Annotated in this window: 17 protein-coding genes, 1 tRNA gene and 1 pseudogene; 10 read left to right on the top strand and 9 right to left on the bottom strand. The window is 37.3% G+C overall.

The annotated features are described in order from the left end of the window. Positions 1-688: 688 nt before the first annotated feature. The gene (locus TY21_RS08920) at positions 689-1,174 is read right to left on the bottom strand and encodes a hypothetical protein (RefSeq protein ID WP_042240311.1); all 486 of its coding nucleotides are present in this window, start codon (positions 1,172-1,174) and stop codon (positions 689-691) included. 311 nt (positions 1,175-1,485) lie between these two features. Between TY21_RS08920 and TY21_RS08925 the strand changes: the two genes are divergently transcribed. The 5 genes from TY21_RS08925 (at position 1,486) to TY21_RS08945 (ending at position 6,374) form a co-directional block, all read left to right on the top strand. Further along, the gene (locus tag TY21_RS08925) at positions 1,486-3,651 is read left to right on the top strand and encodes a GreA/GreB family elongation factor (protein ID WP_042240313.1); all 2,166 of its coding nucleotides are present in this window, start codon (positions 1,486-1,488) and stop codon (positions 3,649-3,651) included. Then, positions 3,652-4,260: an RdgB/HAM1 family non-canonical purine NTP pyrophosphatase gene (gene rdgB / locus TY21_RS08930; RefSeq protein ID WP_039386561.1), complete on the top strand. Its 609-nt coding sequence runs from the start codon at positions 3,652-3,654 to the stop codon at positions 4,258-4,260. 8 nt (positions 4,261-4,268) lie between these two features. Further along, positions 4,269-4,964, top strand: coding sequence for an NYN domain-containing protein (locus TY21_RS08935; RefSeq protein ID WP_042240316.1), 696 nt, complete (start codon positions 4,269-4,271; stop codon positions 4,962-4,964). Positions 4,965-5,173: 209 nt separating this feature from the next. Further along, positions 5,174-6,157, top strand: a complete 984-nt coding sequence (locus TY21_RS08940; RefSeq protein WP_042240318.1) for a hypothetical protein — start codon at positions 5,174-5,176, stop codon at positions 6,155-6,157. 144 nt (positions 6,158-6,301) lie between these two features. Further along, positions 6,302-6,374 (top strand) — tRNA-Ala (locus tag TY21_RS08945). Between the two features lie 470 nt (positions 6,375-6,844). On the opposite strand, the gene TY21_RS11680 is transcribed toward TY21_RS08945, so the two are convergent. The 7 genes from TY21_RS11680 to TY21_RS08980 all read right to left on the bottom strand — a co-directional run bounded on the left by TY21_RS11680 (position 6,845) and on the right by TY21_RS08980 (position 16,630). Further along, the gene (locus tag TY21_RS11680; protein WP_079979884.1) at positions 6,845-7,246 is read right to left on the bottom strand and encodes a DUF3419 family protein; all 402 of its coding nucleotides are present in this window, start codon (positions 7,244-7,246) and stop codon (positions 6,845-6,847) included. Further along, positions 7,219-7,947, bottom strand: coding sequence for a DUF3419 family protein (locus TY21_RS08955; RefSeq protein ID WP_130589668.1), 729 nt, complete (start codon positions 7,945-7,947; stop codon positions 7,219-7,221). Before TY21_RS08955 ends, TY21_RS11680 begins: the two co-directional genes overlap by 28 nt. A gap of 62 nt (positions 7,948-8,009) precedes the next feature. Next, positions 8,010-8,741, bottom strand: coding sequence for a hypothetical protein (locus TY21_RS08960; RefSeq protein ID WP_130589669.1), 732 nt, complete (start codon positions 8,739-8,741; stop codon positions 8,010-8,012). Positions 8,742-9,141: 400 nt separating this feature from the next. Further along, the gene (locus tag TY21_RS08965) at positions 9,142-10,101 is read right to left on the bottom strand and encodes a hypothetical protein (protein WP_052354489.1); all 960 of its coding nucleotides are present in this window, start codon (positions 10,099-10,101) and stop codon (positions 9,142-9,144) included. 418 nt (positions 10,102-10,519) lie between these two features. Further along, positions 10,520-11,962, bottom strand: a complete 1,443-nt coding sequence (locus TY21_RS08970; RefSeq protein ID WP_042240327.1) for a hypothetical protein — start codon at positions 11,960-11,962, stop codon at positions 10,520-10,522. An 889-nt stretch (positions 11,963-12,851) separates the two neighbouring features. Beyond that, positions 12,852-15,791 (bottom strand): hypothetical protein, encoded by a 2,940-nt coding sequence (locus TY21_RS08975; protein ID WP_042240328.1) that lies wholly within the window; start codon positions 15,789-15,791, stop codon positions 12,852-12,854. 197 nt (positions 15,792-15,988) lie between these two features. Continuing rightward, positions 15,989-16,630 (bottom strand): hypothetical protein, encoded by a 642-nt coding sequence (locus TY21_RS08980; protein ID WP_130589670.1) that lies wholly within the window; start codon positions 16,628-16,630, stop codon positions 15,989-15,991. 502 nt (positions 16,631-17,132) lie between these two features. Here TY21_RS08980 and thrS point away from each other — a divergent pair. The 3 genes from thrS (at position 17,133) to TY21_RS08995 (ending at position 20,693) form a co-directional block, all read left to right on the top strand. Beyond that, positions 17,133-19,070 carry a threonine--tRNA ligase gene (thrS, locus tag TY21_RS08985; RefSeq protein WP_042240332.1) on the top strand — a complete coding sequence of 646 codons (1,938 nt, stop codon included), beginning with the start codon at positions 17,133-17,135 and terminating at the stop codon, positions 19,068-19,070. Continuing rightward, positions 19,058-19,810 (top strand): ParA family protein, encoded by a 753-nt coding sequence (locus TY21_RS08990; RefSeq protein WP_042240335.1) that lies wholly within the window; start codon positions 19,058-19,060, stop codon positions 19,808-19,810. Before thrS ends, TY21_RS08990 begins: the two co-directional genes overlap by 13 nt. Before the next feature lie 136 nt (positions 19,811-19,946). After that, a complete protein-coding gene (locus tag TY21_RS08995; protein WP_042240340.1) occupies positions 19,947-20,693 on the top strand; it encodes a CT583 family protein in 747 nt (248 codons plus the stop codon). A 520-nt stretch (positions 20,694-21,213) separates the two neighbouring features. Here the strand turns inward: TY21_RS08995 and TY21_RS11525 are convergent. Further along, a pseudogene (locus TY21_RS11525) lies at positions 21,214-21,336 on the bottom strand (transposase); the annotation flags it as partial. 268 nt (positions 21,337-21,604) lie between these two features. Between TY21_RS11525 and TY21_RS09005 the strand changes: the two are divergent. Together TY21_RS09005 and TY21_RS09010 are read left to right on the top strand one after the other, a co-directional pair. After that, complete coding sequence (locus tag TY21_RS09005; protein WP_042240342.1) at positions 21,605-22,312, top strand: hypothetical protein; 708 nt, start codon at positions 21,605-21,607, stop codon at positions 22,310-22,312. Then, the gene (locus tag TY21_RS09010; protein WP_052354669.1) at positions 22,249-23,661 is read left to right on the top strand and encodes a leucine-rich repeat domain-containing protein; all 1,413 of its coding nucleotides are present in this window, start codon (positions 22,249-22,251) and stop codon (positions 23,659-23,661) included. The genes TY21_RS09005 and TY21_RS09010 overlap by 64 nt, the downstream gene beginning before the upstream one ends. The last annotated feature ends 338 nt before the right edge of the window (positions 23,662-23,999 follow it).

A 23,999-nucleotide genomic window follows, 5' to 3' on the forward strand; every position in this document is an offset into this window, starting at 1 on the left:
TCATTACCCCTCGTTCGATTTTTCTTAAGCGATAAAAAGCTAGATTAAAAGTCTTTTATAAATTTCCTCTTTCCACCCAGCCTAGCTATTAAAAAAATTTACTCTATCTTATAATTGGAAGCCTTTTTAGAGGCTACATGATGCTAAGCCCTTAGCTACTTTTTCCATAAGCTTATCAAGCTAGTCTCTCTAATGGGGGGTTTTATAGTAGTTCGGACAATAACCGCCTGTATCTTGCCTTTCCTATCCCCTTTTAGCCGATCAATAGTTTGAGAATAATTCCATAAACTTAACAGCCAGGAGTACGCTACTTACGGTTGATCCGCGATTTGCATAAAATGCTTGTACGCTAAGAACTTTCTGCTCAAGAGCTGCGGTTATATCAACAGCTTTATTCATAGCTTTGTAGATAGCTTGTAGCTATTTTAAAAGCCCTTAAGGTCGGCAAAAACCTTCTAGCTCCTGCAAGAAGAAAGCCTGACGACAGCAAAAGAATGCTTAAGGCTGTTAGTAATTTTTAATTTAAATAAGAATTATTTTATGTTCGCTAGCTTTCCTCATTCTTTTTAGCTAAGTTCTATCTTTAGCTATCAAGCAGGAAGGTATGCCAGCAATAAACTTGCTTAAGTGATTCCAGCGATCTCCCAATAATTTTAAGGAAAAGATGAGAGATAAGAGGAGTAAAACCTTACATAGGAATCCAATTCTTACGCGCTGCTAGGGTTTTTGCTTTTCTCTCTTTGGCTATTTCGCTCGCTTTTAGCATATGCCCTGTTTGAAAAGTTTTAGCTTTTTTAGCATAAATTTTTAAAACGTCATTCACCTTTTTCTCAAGTTGATCTCTTTGCACCTGAATTTTTTGCCACATTTCTGGGGAGAAATTACTAGGATTATCTAGATAATTCCTAACTTGATGGGTTGAAAGCCCTGCATTTCCATACATTTCATGCATTTTAGATTGAATATCTTCCTGCATTCTATACATTTTATTTAGCATTTCATTAATTTCAGCGTCACCATGCAGCTGTAAAATTTCATCTGTTTTAAGAAAATTCACTTCTTCAGCAGGGATTACCTCTTTTTTTTCAGGCCCAGATCCATGGCTTTTTGATACCAAGCTTGTGGCAGAATTTTTAACTGCTTCAAAAATATTTTTAGCTTTTTTGTCATTCATAGAGACGCTTTCCTAATAAAAGAGATAAAAAGAAGGTATATTTTCTTAATATCAAAAAATTTTTTAGACGTAAACAAGACTATAAATAATTGAGGGCTCGATTATAAAAAGATAAAATCAAATTATTGAAAATAAGAGGGTTAAGATAGATGAAAGTTTGCTTATTCTCTTCTTTAAAGCTTGCAAAATTTCAATCCAAGCTATTTGGGAAATCTCCCTTTACACTATACCTTTTAGAAGCTATACTGCTTTAATACAATCTTTAAAAAATAAATTTTTTAACACTTTTAACTAATAAGGGGCTATCTACCATGGGTTATCTGGAGGAATTTCAGGCACTGATTAATCATCGAAACTTTGCCAAGTTCTTACAACTTTGGGAAGAATATTGCACCTGCGATATTGTAGAGGTAGAGGAGTTAGATTATTTGTTAAAATTAATCAAAACCTCAGATTTTGCCGCTTCTTTCGGAAAAGTCGTTGAAACAGCCCTACCTCTCTGGGAAAAAATTGAGGAACCTGTAGGAAAATATCAGATTATCAAGCTTCTTATCGATTTGCAGACAACTCATACGCCCCGCTTAGCAGAGATTGCTTTAGAGCAAATCAATCAGCGCTATCAAAACGATCCTTTGCTAAATGAAAGATTAAAATTAGTGGGGCTACGTACTAAGGAAAATTTTCAATCGGCTCTTTCCAATTATGATTTAATTGCTCATATGGCTAAGGGTAAGTTTGTATTTCATACAGGTGGATGGGGGACAGGAGAAATTGTAGACATTTCGGCTCTTAGAGAACAGGTAACGATAGAGTTTGAAAATGTGACGGGTCGTAAATATCTTACCTATGCTAATGCTTTCAAAACCTTGATTCCTTTAGAGGATAATAAATTTCTTGCCCGCCGTTTTTCTAATCCAGATAAACTTGAACAAGAGGCCAAAGAAAATGCGGTAGAGGTAATCAAACTTCTGCTCCGGGATTTGGGACCCAAAAATGCGGCAGAAATAAAAGAAGAGCTTTGCGAATTGGTGATTCCTGAAAATGAATGGGCCAAATGGTGGCAGGCAACCCGTAATAAAATAAAAAAAGACCCCCTGATAGAAAGTCCCTCTCAACTTAAAGAACCGTTCCGTTTAAGAAAAGCCGAGCTTACTGCTGATGAAAGAATGGCCAAAGCGTTGCAAAATATTAGCAGCATTAATGAATTTATCCAGTCTTCTTATAATTTTGTCCGTGACCTGCCCAATGCGCGTAAGAATCAAGAAACTAAAAACACATTAAAGGATAAGCTATTAAATCTTTTATCTGATCCCACGATAACTCCCGAACAAGAATTACAGATTTATGTATTCCTAGAAAGCATGTTTGCCCATCAAGTAGAGGGAAAAACAGCAGAAAGCTTAATTAAAATTTTCAAAGATGTACCCCAAGTTATCAATAGCATTGAAATTCAAGCCTTAAGAAAACGTGTGTTAGGCCTTGTTAAAGATTTTCGCCCGGATTGGCCAGAAATATTCTTACAAGTATTATTTTCCAATCAGCAAAGCCCTATCAGGGATTATATTCTCAAAGAGCTCAATCAAAGTGAAAACAAAGAGTTACTAAAAGAAAAAATTTCCCACATGCTTAATCATCCCTTTGAGTCGCCTGAAACCTTTGTGTGGTATTTCCAAAAGCTAGCTAATAAGGAAGATACCACGCTTCCCTTCCATGATAAAGAAGGTTTGAATCAATTTTTCGAAGCCTTCCTTGTTCTTTTAAGCCATCTAGAGAGTAAAGTAGAATATCGCGATTTAGTTAAGAAAATTTATAATATGATAATTAATAAGCGATATGCCTTAGTTCGCTTTATTCTGGAGGGCACTTCCCTTGAGTTCATCAAAGAATTCCTTCTTTTGGTGTCAAAATGTCAAACTTTTACCGACCATGATAACAAAATTTTACGTTCGTTAGCTGAAGTGGTGCATCCTACCCTAGCAGAAGCTAAACATAAGAAAAAACATGGGGATGATAATGTCATTTGGACTACAGAAGAGGGGTACATGCGTACCCAGGAAAGAATCAGACAAATTGGTACTGTAGAGATGGTAGAAAATGCCCGTGAAGTAGAAGCAGCTAGAGCTTTAGGAGATTTAAGAGAAAACTCTGAGTATAAATTTGCCGTTGAAAGAAGAGCACGTTTGCAAGGTGAGCTTAAAGTTCTATCAGACCAGCTTAAGCTTGCTCGCATCATTACTAAAGACGATATCCTTCAAAGCGAAGTGGGTATAGGAAGCGTAGTTGAAGTCGTCGATAGTGCCGGAAATCAAACAGTTTATAAAATTTTAGGCCCATGGGACGCCAATCCTGAAGAGCATATCCTTTCTTTTCAGTCAAAATATGCCCAAGCTATGCTAGGCTGCAAGGAAGGTGAGGCTTTTAAATTTAGAGACGAAAATTATTCTATCGCAAAAATTAGTAGTTTTTTAGGAGATTAAATGGAGCTTATTCTCGCCACTCAGAATGTCCATAAAATTCGTGAATTGCGAGACATGTTAAAATCCTTTAAGGAAGTGGCGCACTTAGATATTTTATCCCTTCTTAATTTTCCAGACTATGAAGCCCTTCCGGAAGAAGGATTATCTTTTAAAGAAAATGTTGAAAGAAAAGCCTTGCATGCTGCTAAAAAACTAGGTAAATGGGTATTAGCGGATGACTCGGGACTAGTGATACCTGCTTTAAAAGGGGCACCAGGAATCTATTCGGCCCGCTATTCAGGCTTAGAGGCCACCGATGGCGAAAATCGCCAAAAACTTTTAGCCGAAATGCACGGATTAGAAGATATTGAACGAACAGGTTACTTTGAATGCTGGCTTTCCTTAGCTTCTGCCGAGGGGATAAAAAAAAGTGTGCATGCCACCTGTGAAGGGCTCATTATCAATCAAGAGCGTGGACGTCATGGCTTTGGTTATGATCCTCTTTTTATTAAACATGATTATGACAAAACTTTTGCTGAGCTTGATGAACAGACCAAAAATAGGATTTCTCATCGCCGCAAGGCCATTGAAAAATTAATCCCTTCTCTTGAAATGCTCAGAGATTGCTGATAAGGAGTATGCATTATTTCATTGATGGCTATAATTTAATGTTTCGCGTGTTAAAAGCTGACAATGAGCTGCAAGCCCAAAGAGAAGCTATTATCCAAGACTTAAATAAAAAAATTCATCTGCTTGGCCTCCAGGCCACCATCATTTTTGATGCTCATCATCAAGCAGGGGAAAGTTCCCGTACACATCTGCAACAACTAGAAATTATTTTTACAAGCACCGGAGAAACAGCAGATGAACGTATTTTGCAGGAATTAAAACATAGTAAAAATCCTCGTCAAGAAACCATTATTACTTCTGATAAAAAGTTAGCTTGGCTTGCCCGAAGGCGAAATGCTAGGACAGAAACTGTTGAAGATTTCTTAGTATGGCTGAATGCTCGCTATCAAAAAAGACTTAAATACTCTAAACAGCAGGCTTCCCCCCTAGAGGTTAAGCAAAAATCCATCCTGCGCTTCTCCCAAAAAAAAACTCTTTTATCTAAGCCTCTTACTTCAGTAGAAGGGTGCTTCGAGTTTTATCATCAGCAGTTTGAAATCTCTTTTCAATCGATGGTTAATGCCCACTCCATCAAAAAAAAAGAAGGGCCCCATCAAGCAAAAAGAGATTCTAAAGACTCTAATAGAGAATTAGATAAGGGATTAACAATGATGGAAAGGTGGCAAAAAGCATTTGAACGAGATCCAAGCTTAGATGAAATTTAAACCTCTAAAAATTAATAAAGTTTAAGTATTTTTTGAGCTTTTGGGCAGGCTTATCGCCAAATTGATATTGCTTTCTATAAAATAAATGGGTAAAAGAAGTTTTAGATTAACATTACTTTTTTTATCTTCTCTACCCTCTCTTTTCTTCTCACCTCATTCAATTAAGATAAATTTTGTATCTTTATAGGAATTAACAAGGAGAAACCGTGATGTCCTCAGTAGCCAGTACCTCTCAAAATGCTTATCAAAGCCCCATGTTTGCTAAAGATTTTTACAAAGAAAAGCTTTTGTATCCTTCTACTAATAAACATACTATCACCTACACTCATAAAGAAATCAAACCCCTTAGTTTATTGCTAACTCATGACTCTCAAGATGACAATAAAAAAATGGGTAAAATCATTAAATCTGTAGCCTCTTTAGCAGAGTGCATCATTCATATTCTCATTCAACAGGCTGAAGAAAACAAACAAACAGCTCTTTACTATCAATTCCAGCTAGCTATCAACAAGGAGATCTCTACCCTGGTAACCATTTATTCACTGCTAGAGGCACGCAAAGTTAATCCCCGGGCTCTTGCTTTGATGCATGTAATCAATACACTTATGCAATCTCTTTTTTTTAATGAACAGATTAAAAATTCATGGAATACTCTCTTGGGAAACAAAAAAAACACTTGTAGATCGTCTCTTAATTCTTCTTCTTCTACCAAGCAAGAGCCTGCAGCTTCCACGCCCTTAACTCAAGTAAAAGCTTCATCTTCTGCTGCTACCCTTGAAGGACCTTTTATTAATAATGAATATGTCATTTATGCTCATCCCAAAGTATGTATAGATACAACCGATCTAGAGTTCAGCGATGATAATGAAAAAGATGAAAAGAAAATGCGTAATATTCAAACGGCAGTAGCTGCTATAGCTATCTCCATCTTATGCTTTGATGATTACCAAAAGGCACATGCCCAGGAAGGGAAAATGATTGCTAAGATCGCCACCCTGCTAAATAAGGAGTTAGCATGGTTAGCAGTGATTTACGGATTGTTAGAGAGGCAAGAAAATCATTCCTTGCTAATAGAGCAAAAAGTCCAAGCAATGAAAGATGTGGTAGAAACCACCATTGCATCCCTTTCTACGATTGAGTATGTTAACAAATGGTGGAAAGCTTACCTAGAGAAAAGTAATAGTACAGTCTAAAAATACTCTACTAACCTCTCGGTATAAAAGCTATTAAGCGCCATTCAGCATAAGAGTCTGCCGCATAATGAAAAAATATTTAAAAGAAGAGGGATTCTTCTTGCTCAAAAACAAGCTTCATCATACAATTTTTGTTTTGCTTGAGGGGCGTTAGCTCAGTTGGTAGAGCGCTACAATGGCATTGTAGAGGCCAGCGGTTCGACCCCGCTACGCTCCAATTATTCCCTTATCTTTCCTAAGTTGTATTCTTCGCAACTTTGATCACTAGCCCTTAAGAAATTTTGAGCAGATGGGCAATGAAAAAAAATATAATGGTTTCTATCATTTTAGAGGTTTACCCTCTTTTAAGGAAAAATCTATTGAAGGAAAAGCTAAAATCGCTTTTCCTTAGCAAATATAAGTTTTCTCTTTTCCGCAACTTTAAAAATAAAGAGGATCTTCATTAAAATTGTCCCTCCCCGTTAGGAAGCCTCTACTTTTAGCTTTCCCCCTCCGCCTCCTTTTTATACACATTTCCTACCTTCACGCCCTGCTAACGGTTTAGCCTCTTTTTATTGAGCGCTAAAACAGGCTCTTTCCTTTTCATCGGCAGAGTTTAAAACCTTTTCTAGGCAAATTCTCTAGATGCAAGAATTTATCAAGTAACAGGATTGCATAGCAATCGGCTTAAAAGCATAGGGGTATTAATTATTTACTTATAGTGCCTGCCATGTAACGATAGACAAAACAGCGATCTTTTTTCTCCAACCTATCTTCTAGCTCCCCATCCCTTGCAAAGGAACTTACCAGATTTTCAGGAAGCTGATGGTTAGATAAAAATTGACGAATTGAAAAACGAGCCTGAGGCTTAGCTACCCGTAGAACTTCCTGCATCATCTTTGCAAAATTTTTGGGGCTTAAATAAGAAGCCACATCGGACAAGGAAAAACAATCGAAACTATTAGCGGGACTGGACTCTAAAAACGTTACCACATCGATATTTTTTACTTTAAGGCGATGGGTTCTTTTTTTGATAATGCTTACACCCTCTTGTGTTAAATAGGGAGGAAAGGCCTCAGGAGCTACTTTACCTTTAAAATTAATGAAAATAGTAAACTCTCTTTGGCCAGGTTATGCATTAAGCTATTATGCATGCGCCTGTAAAGATAGCTACCAACACGTGTGGCCCCATTAAGATGGTTATATAAGCCAGGATCACTTACAATACAGCGTAGAAGCAAACGCGCTAGCGCTGAATTTAAGCTTAAATCAAACAACTTACGCCAGTAAACCTTATCCCATGCTTTTTTCACAAATTCTTGCTGTTCTTTAAGATCAGAGAATTCAAATAACTTATCTACTTTTTTACCTCTTAACATACGTAGCAGAGGCGCTACGATTGATTGGCATTTTTTTTCTACCACTCCTTGATAAAGTACGCCTTTCTCAATCATCTTTTTTTTATTCATCCAGTAGTCTCTAGATTTTTCCTCAAAATGCGGAAGCAACTTTTGAAAAGTATGCAGGCGTGGCTTACATGCTGGCACAGCGCCTAGAAATTCAATGTACTCTTTGTAAGAGAGATGTTGCATCGCGACGCACTTCAAATTTAAAAGATGGTTTTGAATAGGATTAGCATCAATGGAAACAATTTCCTCGCAATCATCTAGAAGAAGATGTAACGGGCGGTCCCCACTTGCCGTAATGCTAAGAACTCGATCTCCTGTCTTAATCTTTAACGCTTCCTGCTCAGATCTCCAATCTTCATTGCCAAAACTATAACTAAGCCGCGAGAAAAATTTTTCCGACATCCATCCTTCCTTTATTAAATTTCGTCCATTGATCTTTAAGCTCTTTCCTAAACCTTTTCGTTTCACATATCGTAGCGCTGAGGATTTCCTTGGCGAGGGATGCTATTAATAAGTACATCCACCAAATTACTCCATTGGCGCGCTTGCACATAAGGTAAAATTTCATTTACATTCACTCCGACATTGTCGGCAAAATCGCAAGTAAATTGGATCAGATTATCTTTATCAAACTCTTCATTTAAACTGCTTTTCATTCCATCATAGTAATTGCTCCACACATACCCACCTTTTTTACGAATAGCATGTAGGCCTGCTTTGAGCTCTTCATCAGTGAATATGCATTGTAAAAACCGAAAAGGATGTAGATGGTTGATTTTATCTCCTGCTCTTTCTAAAGAGGATTTTTCTCTTGCCAGTTGAGCTAAATTATATTTGGCTAATGAACGAATGACATAACGAATGTTATTTTTTTCATCTGTTTTAACAGGGCGAGAATAATTACGTGTCACTTTATGTTTACCTTTATTCACACATATTTCTGGTATTCCTATAGTGTAATTAAAAGATAGCTCTGGATTGGCTTCTGAGCCATTTAAATATGATCCTGCCGTCTTCTGAGCGATATCTAGCTCAACTAGCTGAGCTTGGATTCCTTCTATGACTTCAAGGAAAGGAGTATTTTCGTCTACCTGGATCAAAAAGCTATTACCGCAAGGATCTGCTACTCTCATATCTAGCGCAGATAGATAGGAAAAATAAGACAAAGAGAGAACAAAAAAAGCTAGAAAACTCATTGAAAAGCCTTTCCTTAAAGTTTTTCTTAAGCAAGGAAAAAAGTTTCCTTTATTTAACCTTTTTTTGGCTAAAAGAGAGCCCTGGCCTCTTTTTGTTAAATAACGGAAAAGTCTAATGCATGTAATTATAATTTCCATCTTTACCTTTTTTTAAGTTGGTATTATTAAATTTAAACCTTACAAACTGGCTCTTAGATAAGATAGAGGACAAGCTTATAAGGAACTTTTTGGTACTCCTGCTCCCATTCTCTCCCTGCTGTTTAAAGCCTCGCCTTTTATTCCATTAACTCCATGCACTTATGCTAGTGGGCAGAAAGCTAAAAATATTGCGGAAAATGATGAAGAAACAAGCGTACGATCAGCAAAAAAACTTTTAATCGTTCTAAAAGATGATGAACACTTAGAACATATACAAGCAGCGAAAATCAAAGCCATAATTGTTCATCTTAGTTTCTGCAAAATCAAAGGGAAAATCTGGATGTCCTCCATAATGTCTATACTCATAAAAGGGTACCACAGATAAGGCTAGCTTATCTGCCCAGCCATTTAATCTGTAAATAAGAGGTAATTCAAAACGATACTGAATTTTATGTTCTAGGCTAATCGTGCTGTCTCTTTGATGGGGATCAGGGTCATCGCTGATCCTACATTTACTAGTAAAAAGGAAGCGTGTTTTAAAGTTGATTCCTATCCCCCATGAAGGATGGGGATAAAAGAGAGAGAGAAACCCTACTGTAAAATAATCATAAGAAATGCGCATTTTATGTATTACAGGGGAGGGCTTAAGAAATTTGTTAGTTTCGCACAAGTATCCATACCCCAAGTAAGGTACAAATGTGGGCATCCAGCCTCTTTTCATCTGAAAAGTGTAGCCTACGCGCCCTTCAACATTTCCCTCTCTATAACAGGATTTAAGCTTATGGCCTTTTGCGCTGCGCCCTTGTAACTTTCCCGCAGCATACAAGGCATTTAAGCCCCCATAGAGGCGACAGCGCTTAATCCTATCATAGCCTGCATGAACTCCATAGATAAAGTTATGTTGCTTAGAGCTCCCTGTATTGAACGAGCGTTCCCTATGAATATGATAAAAGGTTGGGCTTATATAAAATTGATGAGGCGATAAAGGAGACGTTTGCTCATAGGCATTCTCTCTTTCCATCTCATAAGAATTCCTTTTGCCATTTCCAGAGCAATAGACACTACCTGCTTCCTCCAAGCTCTTTGCAGGGCTGTTTAGACAGTGGGATGTAAGTTCAGTGTTTGCCCAACGGTTATCGCTACAATTATCTGCTTGCGCAGCTGCTTGGGATGATAAAAATGCTATTACTCCTATTAGCGTTCTTTTAATAATCATAGTCATAGTGAATTACCAAATTTTGATGAAAATGCATGTTATGTCAAAGGCCTGCTTAATCTGTCAATAGCCTTCTTAAGAATTTCGGCAAAAAATAAGTAGAGCTTTCAATAAGCCTAACAAATAATTTTTAGGCCTACATAGAGAAGAGAGAGGAATTAAATTTCTTTATCCTATTTTTTCTATCCCTACCACAAGAATTTAGTGCTTACTTAAACTAAAACCTTCACTGATTAGCAAATGTTTTAGGAATAATTTTTTTGCTGAGGTAGAGAGTCTAGGGGGCTATTTATTGGACTTTTAACATTTTTTGAAGAGCAAAATTATAGGAGAGAAAAGAAAAGATTTAATTAAAAAGCTAAAATTTGGCATCGAAGACACCAAATTTTAGCTTTTGTATTTAGGCTAGATTGTCTCTCTTAATTTAGAAAGAGTAAATAGCTTCAGCTACAAAATTGGAATAATGATGTTTTCCACCAATACTCTTTTTAGCTGCTCTTGTTAATTCTAGTTTAACATCAAGAGACAAGTTGTCAGTTAAAGCATATAAGCCTTCAAATTTCCATCCTTTATAGTTAGTGTTACCACGTCCTTGATAGGTAATACTCTCTTCGAGGATATTTCCGCGGCCAATACCATTAGTATCGTTATCAGGCATTGCATAAGCTTGTACACATTGGTATTGAGCTTCAAAAGACCAATCGCCTTCTTTTTCAACCTGACCGATTAAGAAACCAAGGTACCATCCCCATTTTTGACGGTTATCCGAGCGATGATGATGGTTCTGATGATGGTGAACATACCATTGGGTTGGGTTGAGTTCGTCCCTACGACCTTCATAAGCACCTGATTTATGACGTCCTTCGCCATTATAAAGCACAGCACCGAAGATTTGAGTAGGCTTGCCCCAGAACCAATCAGGATTTAAGTGATAAGTAAGAGTAAGCTGAGATGTTTTAAATCTAAAGCCATTAGGATTTCTCACAAGAAAACGGTTTCGGCCATATTTGTTCCAGTTAATGAAAGAGTATTGAACATCTAGTCCATAATCTTTGATATTCATTAAGCCAATTTCTGTAGCATAAGCTAAGTGATTAACTCGTTCATCCACCACAAAACCAGCTACTGTCCAATACCATTCTCCTATAGCTTCAGTACTTCCACTATAGTAAAGGGCGATACCATCCATACGGCTACCAAACTGCACTTCAGATTCAAAAACATCGTAAAGTTTACGACGGCCTACCTCAATATCGAAGCGAGTGCCGCCACCTTCGTAGATGTTATATCCCCAATAAGCTCTTTTTAAACTAAAATCTTTTCCTGCACCGCTACCATGGTATCCGGCAGGATCTTGACTAAAATTTAACCATCCATTGTCGGAAACCCCACATGCATTATCGTATTGCAAATGAGCTACGGCATAGGTACGGTCATATTCATATTTAAAGAAAACGTTGAATTCAACATTAAAATCATTTCGGGATAAAGGTAGGCCCCCTGGAGTAGCTTTTTTAATCGTGTAAGGATCTATAGCTTTACCACCTCGCAGTTTTTTATAATCGCCATCGCTTACATAATGGGCTTGAGAAAAAACACTTCCTCCTCCTTTGGTTTTAGGAAGAACGCCTTTCTCATTCACATGACGCCATTCAGATCTAACATCGCCACTTACTTTTAAGTTGTTGGCTTTCTCGGCAAGATCTACGTTTCTTTTAGTTGAAATATATTCTTGAAGGGCATTGAAATCTCTTTCGTTCAATCTTCCTTCTTGACTCAATCTATTATTCTCAATCTCTTGTGCGCTGATAATAGATGTTATACCCATGAGCGCTAAGAGCGAGAAAAGTAGTTTATAATGTTTCATGACTTCTCCGTTATTACTTACATTGCAAGTTTAAGTGTTCAACATTAGCTTTTTTATTATGAGTAAATAGCTTCTAGTACCTGTAAGTATGACACTAAAGCTATTAATCATAAAAAGCTAAAATTGCTTTCAATCGTACTTTTCGATGCATATCTTTTAAAGATTAATCGGCTAAAAGTCAATACTTATTCCCGATTAATGAGGAATTTTAAATTATGTTTATAGTTTTTAATAAAATTATGTCCTTACAGAAAAACCCTTTGAGAAGCCAGCGAGAAGAACACTAAGTTAAATGTTAAAGGATGAAAATAAAGCCGAGAATAACATTAGAAGCTAAACTTCATAATAATGAAAAAAAGAGAAGTTAATCACCGCAGTGAAAATCTTAATCGTTTAATAGCTAGTGGAGTTTTTTATTACCTTGGATGATTTTCTACCTAGAAAGGAAGAGTTGTATGCTTTTGAGCAGCTCTTTATGCAAACATATACTTAATAAAGGTTATATTTTTAAAGAAAGGGTCAGCTTGTAAGGGTGAATTTACTTTTTGAACTCTATATCTACAGTGTATTTAAGCAGCATTCTAAAACATCCTTAACAAGAAAAAAGCAAAAGCTGAGAAAAAGATAAGGTTACTTGGACATTAGCCTAACAATACTCTTTTCAACAACTTCTTATGCAATTATGTATAAAAACTTGTGCCTTAATCTTAGAAAATGGTTTTAGATAAGCACGGCCTATTTAAAGCGAAGAAATAGTTTTGAACTATATACAAAAGCACTTCTAGCTTTGCCAATAAACGGGGGTAGATAAAAAATCTAAGAAATTAATTAAACTTTAAGTTTGTTCTAAAGCTTGTTTGAATCGATTCATCCTGATCGCTTGATAAAGCTAGAAAGTATATTCATAAGGACGCGGATACACTCCCCATTGAGATTGGCGCTGGGAGCCGTTTAACCAATGCTCCCATAGGCTCATCGGGTAGCCTGTTGACCCTAAAACATCTACCCGCCATAACTCTAAAGAGCCATTTCCAGGATTGACCACAAAAGCAAAATAATCTTTTACCCAATTGGTATCCGCAAAAAAAATTGAGCTAGGCATGGCATAACCTAGCTTTTGCACAGCTTGAGTCACTCGAAGATGATAATCTAGAGAGCAACAGGTACGATCTAGATAAAGGCATACAATTGCTTTACAAACATCTTGTAAGGCCTGAGAGGTAACAACTTTAGTCTTTGGGGAACTTTTAAGCAGAGCCCTTAAACAAGCCTGTAGCGGAAACTTATTTTCATCGATATAGATAATATCCTTTAGTTCCTTAAAAACATTTTTTACGCGTTCTTCTAACTCTTCTATAGAAAATAGCGGCAATAAGTTGTATAAAGTTCCATCAATTACATCGGACGAAAGCGCTGCTCTTTCTTGTGCTCCTAGTCCCCGCTCCTGTTGGATTTGCCCTAATAAATGATTTCGAAACTCTACTGTTTTCATAGGACTGGATAAGCCAGTAAATTTCTTTCTAAAAGAATGTCTATAACGTGCGGGTAAACCTTGAGAAATAGAGTCAACAAGATAATCTAACATTTCATTGTTTAAGCGTATGCGTTCGATGAAATTAGACATAGGGGCAATCAGATTGTCCCTTATCCATGTATAAGTAAATGCATCATTTGCCCAAGCTTCTTTAAAAGGACTCAAGCCTGGCCTAAAACCAAAGGCATGGGTGGGAGAGTGCATTAACATAAGCTTGGTAGGGTCTTTAAGAAATCTTTCGCTAATAGAAGGGGGAGATTGTTTCATAATATCTGTCAAAAAAACCAAAAATTCTACAGGACTTTCTATCCAACGGCTAATTTTTACTGGTTTGCTGTCGCGGCGAAAGTAGGTAGATACTAAAGTTTCCATGCTGCCCCCCGAAGTATAACACCAGGGCTTCTTTTCAATTTGATCTAAATGTTCTAAAGGAGCGGGAACTATACGGGAGTGATGGGCAGCTGCCATGCGATAAAAGGAGGTCTCCAAAAATTCGTTGGTTCGCACATGCGAAATAATAGCGGTAACCATTTCGGCATACTCATCTTTCATGCCTTCCAATTCCGCACTCGAAGCTATTTCACTTTCTGTGGTTGAAAAAAAGCTAGCTAAAGAATCAATGAATTGAGAAGGTTCATAAATACGCATCCAAGAAGCCGGGTTGTTTCTCCCAAACTTATAAAGCAATCGAAAACCTGCAGGGCTATCATCATAGGGGTTAGCTGTAAAATCATGCATATCCGCATCATATACTTCCTGAAAATACTTGGGGAAAAGCTCCGTATAATACTGAATGATTAGGTTAAATAAGTTTGCATACCTTGAGGCTTTCCTATGAGTTTTGTTTTTTAAATCTTCGAAAGTATAAAACTCATTGCGCTTACTTTGATATTCAGCTTTTAACCAGGCAGCCTCTTTTTCCGAAGCATGCCGCATACGTCCTTCTAAATACTTCACTTGGGCATAAATTTGGGCATGTTCCTCCTCCAAATTCTGCATTTTAGCCTGGGTCTCTTCAAGCTTTTTTTGTAAAAAAGCATATAAACATTGACCAATTCCTCCTTTTTCTTGCGGTTCTAAGCCTAAGCTAGCATACAGATTCCATTGAGTAAAACCTGCTTTATTTTCCGCAAAGCTGGCAACTGTAAACTCCCAAGCTTTTAAAAGAGCATTATCAGCAAGGGCTTTAAAGGCCTCTTTAGCCTTGTCATAATGAAGTAAAAAATTAGCACAGGCCTGGCCTTTACTAGAGCCTGCTTGAGGAACTTGGAACATCAAGCTACTTTGCATCGACTCTGAAGTCCTTTGTTGGTAATCCTCTAGATCCTTTGTGGTAATATGATAATATTTTAGCAAAATTAGTTTAAGCAGCTGTTCTGCAGAAATATAAAAGATAGAATTTTCGTCTTGAACTTTTATGATCTCTTTGGCTAACGCTTTTAGTTGAATACATTTTGCATCTAGGCTTGCTTCTACATCGACCAACCCTATTACCTCGCAGGCAGCTATTAAGCCTGGAGATAAAGATAAATCTGCTAGGGAGGTGGGAATGATTTTCTTAAGATCTCCTGAGCCCCAGGAAGGGCTTAAAGGCACAGAATATTCCGCTCCACCCCAAGTCCTTTTTAATCGCCCTGTAATTAGCAACTCATCAATATCTAATAAAAATCTAAGGGGCTGCTCATCATGGATAATAAGGCAGGGAGCAGTAGCAAAACAAGAACCTATATTTTGCCTAAGATAACAAAGAAAAGCAGAAAGAGCTGCCCGACGTGCATGAGCATTAGTAAGAGTAGTTTTTTCAGGTAGCTGTAAGGTAGCCATGATTAGCTGTTCGGCAATTCTATTGGAGTAAGGTTTTTGAATGGTGTGAAGCTGTCTTTGCACATCTTTATTCTCATTTAATACTTTCAAAGCTTTTAAAAGATGCTCCTGACGTACTGAGTCATGCTGGCGCTCAGGGCCTAGAGAATAAAGATGCTGGGAGATAAGATGGATAACTTTAGTGAGTAAAGCAAAATTTAACTCTCCTTTATCATTGATTAATAGATTAGCCAACCTCCTAGTTTTTAAAACATTACGTACAGCACAGCTTTCCTGAAATTTTGATCGATCTAATCTTTTAGAAAGTTCATCATATTCCTCACTAGCCACACGTTTCAGATTATCGGCATCTTTAGCTAAGAAGCGTTTACGACGCTGAGAAACATAGGTAAAAACATCAGTAAAAAAATTTCTATCATTTATAGGATGGGGAGAACGGGATAAAAGAGATAAAATTTTTTCAAACTCCACCTTACAACCTTATGTCTATTTTTTTTGCATCATATACAAGGTGGCAATAAGTTGTAAAAGAACAATCGATAAACAAATTCCTCTTAAAGCCCATTCTCCTTTAATCTATTCAAAACCAACGGAAAAGGGAGTAGACAAATTACATTCCCAATCAAAAGATTAATAATAAACAAGGAAAAATTATTTTTTACTAGATATTAAAGATTTCTTTTTATAGATGTTTGATGATCTACATCTATAGGTGGGGCTTCTTTGTTATATTCCCTTTTTCTTTCTTGGCTAAACCTTACCGAAAAACTTTTTTTAAGAGATTTTTTTGTACCCCTTTTTGCTGGCAGTGTTGCTTCTTCTACTTTCTCTTGAGGGGTGGTATTCACTTCTCGAGCCATTTTTAATTCACGCTGAGTCTTTTGATTTCTTCTCACCCGACTTATAAAATCCTTGCCCCAATTTCCTGCAGAAATTGGCTTATCACTCTGCTTAGGTAATTTAGCTTCGATAAATGCCAGTTCCCTTTTCCTTACATCCTCTAAAATACCACTATCTTTAATCTTTACCGCAGCTTGAGCCTTTGCTGTAGCCCCCTTCTTAGTTGGCTTACCAGTCCATCGGCCTTCAATTAAAGCCGCTTCCCTTTTCCTTACATCCTTTAAAAAATTAGTTTCTTGATTTTTTGCCTTTCCTAGATTAGGAAGATTATCTGATAATGGGTTGATAGCTTTTTGAGCGACCAATATTACATTGTCTCTAGTCCCTGTAGACGCGCGCAGCCATAATTTTTTTACTCCTTTATAATCTAAAACTAAAGAAATTAAAGATAAAGTAGCTAAAGCTGCCAAGACGCCATAACATATGCGCCATCCCAAGCTATGAACATTAAGCTCTCTATAAGTAATTTTTTCATACGTAGTCCCTTGATAGCGTACGTTTTTAGCGCGAATTTTTTCATATTTAGAATTTTGAAGATAAGGATCCTGGGAAGCAGACTCTACAATTAGAGGCTTAAAAAATTTAACCATAATCTACCTACTAAATTTTCAAATTTAATAACACGGATTGAATTCATACTATTAACATGGTTGCTATATAAACCACAGCCTTTAGCAAAAAAAAGCTTTAATTATTTTCATCAACTGAATTAGCAATAATTCTACTAATAAATTATATTAATTAAACAGTTTTATTTGCTTTATCCATACATCCAGGCCTATCCCTCCATCCTTTCCTCTTTTTTACTTGCACGACCTCCCTATTGTCTGTTAACTTCGACAATTTCTTTCCTTGCCAAATGTTTTAAGGAAGGTTATTATTAATTATCATCTTAAGGATAAGCTAATTACTATGTTCGTCAAATTGAATAACCAGCAATCTATAGAAATTCCTGAAAAAAGCACAGCTAGAGATTTAGCAGAAAAGATGAATCTTCGGGGCCCTCATCAAGCTCTAGGGGTAAGTATTAATGGAAAAAAATATGACCTATCGCAAGAATTAAGTAAGGGAGATGAGGTCGAATTTTTTAGCTTTGAAGATCCTAAAGGTAAAGAGATTTTCTGGCATACATCTGCTCATATACTAGCCCAAGCGGTTCTTCGTCTCTATCCAGAAGCTAAGCCCACTATCGGGCCACCTATCGAGAATGGTTTCTATTATGATTTTGCCCATCTAAATATTTCGGAAAGCGATTTTGAAAAAATTGAAAAAGAAATGCAAGCTATCATTGGTGAAAACTATGTAACGAAACGAGAAATTTTTTCTTCCAAAGAACAAGCGTTGCAAGCTTTTGAAAATAATCAATACAAAACTGAATTAATTAATAGCTTTGATTCGGAACTTACAGGCTACCATCAAGGTGAATTTTTTGATCTTTGCCGCGGACCCCATCTTTTTAATTTAGGAAAGGTTAAAGCCATAAAGTTAATGAAAACTTCGGGAGCTTACTGGAAAGGGGACCCTCAACGAGAGATGCTCACTCGTATTTACGGCATCTCTTTTCCTGATCGTAAAATGCTTAAAGAATATTTGCAGCAAATCGAAGAGGCTAAAAAACGAGATCATAAAGTTTTAGGACCTCATCTTGATCTATTCTCTCTTAAGGAGGAAGCTCCTGGCATGCCTTTTATTCATCACAAAGGAATGATCATTTGGAACACCTTATTAAAATTCATTCGAGAATATTTAGAAGAGGGAAATTACATTGAAATTAAAACTCCTACACTGATGGCCCGTGAACTCTGGGAGCTTTCAGGCCATTGGACTAACTATAAGCAAAATATGTTTTCCTCTTCTATTGAGGAGCATGATTATGCCATTAAACCCATGAATTGTCCTGGCTGTATGCTTTTTTATAAATCTCATGTGCATAGCTATCGAGAGCTTCCTTTACGTGTGGCTGAAATAGGTAATGTACATCGCTATGAGCCCTCAGGCGCTTTATCAGGGTTATTTCGCTGCCGTAGTTTCCACCAGGATGATGCTCATATTTTCATGAAGCCTAGTGATATCAAACAGGAAATCCTTTCTATTCTTCGCATGGCCGACAGCCTTTATACTACTTTTGGATTGCATTATCATCTTGAGCTTTCCACCCGTCCGGAAAAGAATACGATTGGTAGCGATGAAGAATGGGAAATGGCTACCAAAGGCTTGAAAGAAGCTTTAGACGAGTCAGGATATTCTTATAAAATTAATCCAGGTGATGGGGCTTTTTATGGGCCTAAAATTGACTTTCATATTCGCGATGCAATCAATCGTACTTGGCAATGTGGAACGATACAATTGGACATGGCTCTTCCCGAAAGATTCCAATTGGAATATACCGCAGCTGATGGAAGCAGGCAACGACCTGTCATGCTGCATCGGGCCATTTTTGGTTCTGTGGAGCGATTTTTTGGTATTTTAATTGAGCATTTTTCAGGGAAGTTTCCTTTATGGATTAGCCCTCTTCAATTACGTATTTTGACAGTAGCTGATAGGCATGCTCCTTATGCTGATGAAATATGCGATAAACTGAAAAAGAAGGGCTTTCATGCAGATGTAGATGACGCAAGCGAATCTGTTAGCAAAAAAATCCGTAACGCTCAGCTTGCTCAGATTAATTATATTTTGACTGTAGGCGATCAAGAACAGGATAATAAGACCATTAACCTACGCACACGTGACAATGTAGTGCATGGCCAAATTAAACTGGATGAGTTAATTCTACAGATAGAGCAAGAAAAAAAGAGCCGAAGCTTGGAAACACCTTTTAAGAAGGAGACTTCCTCATCATGCAGTGTATAGCTATTAGCAGCTTTAAGGGAGGAACAGCTAAAACATCGAGTGCTTTACATTTAGGTGCAGCCTTAGCAAAGTTTCATAAAAAGAAGGTACTCTTAATAGATTTTGATGCACAAGCCAACTTAACAACAGGCTTAGGATTTGATCCTGATGAAAATGATAGTATGGCTACAGTTTTGCAAGGTAATAAAACTCTAAAAGAAGTAATCAAAAAAACTAGTGTTGGCAACCTTGATCTTATTCCTGCAGATACATGGCTCGAGCGTGTGGAAGTTACTGGCCAGCTGGCCTCCGACCGCTACTCTCATGAGCGATTAAGTGACTGTATCAAAGATGCGCCCTACGATTTTACTATTATTGATACCCCGCCTTCTCTTTGTTGGTTAACTGAATCGGCTTTGATTGCCGCTCAGCACGCGCTAGTATGTGCAACCCCAGAATTCTATAGCGTTAAGGGATTGGAAAGGCTCTCGCAGTTTATGGAAAGTATCGGGCAACGTCACCCTTTAAATTTATTAGGAGTGATTTTATCCTTTTGGAATCCTCGTGGAAAAAGTAATGAGGCTTTTTTAGAAGTCATCGATAAAACTTTTCCTAAGAAACTTTTAAAAACTAAAATACGCAGAGACATCTGTGTATCGGAAGCTTCCATATTTGGTAAGCCCATCTTTGATACTGTACCTAATAGCAGGGCAGCTGAAGACTATATTGCCTTAACTAAAGAACTTCTTAAACGCTTATAATGTCAAGCCGCTTTACATTGACCCGCCCATAAAAGATGATCGCTATTTAAAAAACATTTTTAGACTAAAATTAACGCCTTAACTAATAAAATTTTGACCTCTATTTACCTTCAAATTCTTAAGGATAGAAAAAGCCATGAGCCATGTTAACAGTTTGATATCAGAGCGTCTCAAGAAAAATAGTCAAACTTCTAAAATGTCTGCCCTAGCTAAGCAATCAGCCAGTGGAAATCTTACCAGTTTTTCTGGAATTTTTAGCCTCAGTGAGTTAAATGAAAAAGAAAAAGAATTTCTTCTTAATCTATTGCGCCAATATGCCGTAGGAAAGGAAGACCTAGAGCAAGACTTTACCTCTCTAACTTCTATTACTTCTGAAGTCAAGGCTATTAACAACCAAGCTGCAATTTTGCACGGAGAACGCATAAAAAAAGCGCAATCTATTCTTACTCGTTATAAGGATGGTGCTTTTACAGCCTGGCTATTAGCAGCCTATGGCAACCGTCAAACCCCTTATAATTTCTTACAGTATTATGAATTTTGTGAACAGCTCCCCAAAAAATTGCGTCCTCAAATAGAAGCGATGCCTCGTCAGGCCGTTTATACTTTGGCAAGCCGAGAAGCCCCTCTAGAAAAAAAGCAAAATTTTGTAGAGTCTTATCAAGGGGAAACAAAAGCTGAACTCTTAATTAAAATTCGAGAACTTTTTCCTTTAGAAGACAAAGATAAAAGGGGACCAAATTGGGGAGAAAATACTATTCAACAACTCAAGAAGCTTACAGCAATCCTAGATCAAAAAAGCGTCTCGATTTCTAAAGTCCATCAATCACTTATTTGTGAATTGCTAGATAACTTGAAAGTCGTTGTATCGGGCCGCAAATCTTGAAATAAAAGCTTTATTAAGCTTTATAAGAGCCAGACACCCTCTTTCATAAAATTTCTCCCCTATAGAAAGGACCTCTTGCTAAACCCATAGTCTGAAGTGTTATGGCTTTACTTCTGACAGTAAGCTATTTTATTACATTTTATTTTCTAACTCGCCTCAGGCAGACATAGAATTTCTGTGTAAATTTTGCAGTCCTTGATAGGCTCTTTGAAGGGCTTTAAGGAGCGACTATATTGTATAGCGAAGTAATTTCAGGAAGGTCTTATTTTAAGAAATGCAAGCATATCATAAGTGAGAAGAGAGGCAACAATAGGATTTCCTTAAGAACATGCAATGTTAATGGAGATTAACAAGTGGCTATCTTTTTCAACCATTTTGACATTCTAGCTTTAAGTTTTTTTAGTACAAAATACTTTTGAAACATGTGAAGTGAAGATCTTTTTTCAGCTATTTCCTTATCCGATAACTCGTGTCAATTAAAGAAGTAGGATGGGTGCGCCTGGTGCCAAAAGCCATGCCTACAAAAATATTGCCAGTAAGCATTATCTACCCATCGATACACCACATTTTCATCAGAAATTCTATACATGTGTTACAAGGCAAGGAGCCCTACAGCTAACCTTACAGGCTTAGCTGTTGGCCTATTTTTCTACAAACAGCTTATCAAATTCTTCTTCTAACTGCTTCCATCCAATCAATTTGGATAGCTTAAATAAGAAAATGATTTTGATTGAATTTGTCGCTAAAGCGGAATTTAAAAAGGCGGCCTTGTTGGCTATCTAACTTGTTTGGTTTCATAGTAAACTTTGCAAGAAACTAAGAGCTTTGTAATAGATTTACTTGTAAAGAAAATATAGCATTTAAATAAAAGGCTCCTAGGAGCTTACCTCAGGGCGAAAATACTTTAAATCATGTTGAACTATAGAGTAGGAGATAGTGCTCTTTATACGCTAGCTACCTTACAAGCCCTTAAAAGAGAACAAAGCTTATTTGCCACGCGTGTGCCCATGCAAATCAAAGAGGCCAAAGAACTCATATTTGAAGCGCCTTGCGACAAAACTGTAGAGATAATAGAAGGCTATCGAGCTTTTAAGACTACCTCTTGCTATGCAGGCGTTGAACAAAGATGGGTAGTCATCTTCAGCCAAGCCGCCTATCAAAGAGAATGCCGTACTTTAGCTAAGCATTACCTTAAGGACAGTGAAAAAGAAGCCAAAGCCTTTATTAAGCTCATACAGCAAGAGCTTTCATGTCCAAGCAATGCTAAACGTCAATTAGATAAGTTTGTAAAAAAACTTAAATATATACAGATTATAGAATCTCAAGTTATAGCAACTCAAAAGCATACTACGTCTGGTCGGCGCAAAGCTGAGCAAAAACCTTCTATATCTAGCTATCTCCTACAAAGCATAGTAGCTTGCTTTTTACTTAACAAGTTAGCCGATCCCCCCCTGGTGATAAGGATACGAATTCGTTTGACTTGCTTTTTTAATTTTTTTATATTGTTTTTAAAGATAAAAATGCTAAAAAAGTTATTCCTAACCAAGGAAATAAAATGTATCCTATCTCTTCGGCATCTATTGAAAGCTTGCCCAATGAATTGCTGCTCCCTATCTTAGAGGCTTGCACAGTTCCTTCCTTATTTAGCGTCTGTAAAAGATGGCATCATCTGCTGGCTTCTGAAGCGATGCCTTCTCTTTATAGAAAAATAGCACGGCTTCATTTCCCAAGGGGAGATGCCACTACCCAGCAAACTCTTATGTTAGCTAAAGTTTATCAACTCAATCATGTACCTACCTCTACTGAAAAAGTTTATCTATCTTTTAAACAAGTTTTTACCTTAGCTAAATCTATTTCTCCTTTGGAATTTAAAGAGAAAACAGAAGAAAAAAGAGGCTTAACTCTGGCTAATTACTCTTCTTATCTTTTAAATATTAATCGCCTTTTACTTTGGAAAAAACTTCCTGGTGGGGAAGAATACTTGAACCAAGAAGAAATTAAGCACTTGCCACTAGAAAGAAAAGGAGAGTTACTTAGAGATTGGATTGAAGAAAATTGTAAAAATACCGCGGCTTTAAATTTATCTAGAGCAGGCTTGACTTATTTACCTTCAGAAATAGGCCAATTGTCTCAGCTGCAAGCGCTTCACTTAAATCAAAACCAACTCACCGCTCTGCCTGCAGAAATAGGGCAGCTGTCTAATCTGCTACAGCTTCACTTAAGCCAAAACCAGCTCACCAGTCTGCCTGGAGAAATAGGTCAATTGTCTCAGCTGCAATGGCTTGACTTATATCAAAACCAGCTCACCACTCTGCCTACAGAAATAGTTCAATTGTCTCAGTTGGCACGGCTTAACTTAAATCAAAACCAATTCACCAGCCTGCCTACAGAAATCGGGCAGCTGTCTCAGCTGCAAACGCTTGAATTAAATCAAAACCAGCTCACCAGCCTTCCTGCAGAAATCGAGCAGCTACCTAAGCTGCAAGCGCTTTACTTAAATCAAAACCAGCTCACGAGCCTGCCTGCAGAAATAGGTCAATTGTCTCAACTACAATGGCTTTACTTAAATCAAAACCAGCTCACCAGCTTGCCTGCAGAAATTGGGCAGCTGTCTCAACTACAATGGCTTTATTTAAATCAAAACCAGCTCACCGCTCTGCCTGCAGAAATTGGGCAGCTGTCTCAGCTACAATTGCTTTACTTAAATCAAAACCAGCTTACCAGTCTGCCTGTAGAAATCGGGCAGCTGTCTCAACTACTATGGCTTTACTTAAATCAAAACCAGTTCACCAGCTTGCCTACAGAAATCGGGCAGCTGTCTCAGCTGCAAACGTTTGAATTAAATCAAAACCAGCTCACCAGCCTGCCTGCAGGAATTGGGCAATTGTCCAAGCTGAAATGGTTTGAATTAGCGGAAAATCCTTTGAAAGATATTGCAGAAAAAATAAGGCAGTGTTTTCAATTGTAGAATGGCCATAAGTACTTTTTAAATTGGGGTGGGCTAAAATGAAATAGCAAACTTTCAGCCATCTTATCTTTAAACAAGTAATCCGCTTTCCTTCCCGCAACTAAGTAAGCTTAAGCTAACCTACACATTTATAATCACAAGAAGTTTCTCTCTTTTTCCGCAGATTGCTAGGCTGAGAGAACAGCCTTTCTTGACAGGAAGAAGCTAGGCGTATTGTATTCCATCATTCGATAGAAGAATTAAAACATTGCGCCAAAAAGAGCCGTTTTGTTTTTCTCAAATAAGGTAAAGAATCAATCTCATTCTTTTAGCCAAATCAAAATTGCCGTGTCACTTAA

This window comes from Neochlamydia sp. S13 (genome assembly GCF_000648235.2).
Taxonomy (GTDB): Bacteria; Chlamydiota; Chlamydiia; order Chlamydiales; family Parachlamydiaceae; genus Neochlamydia.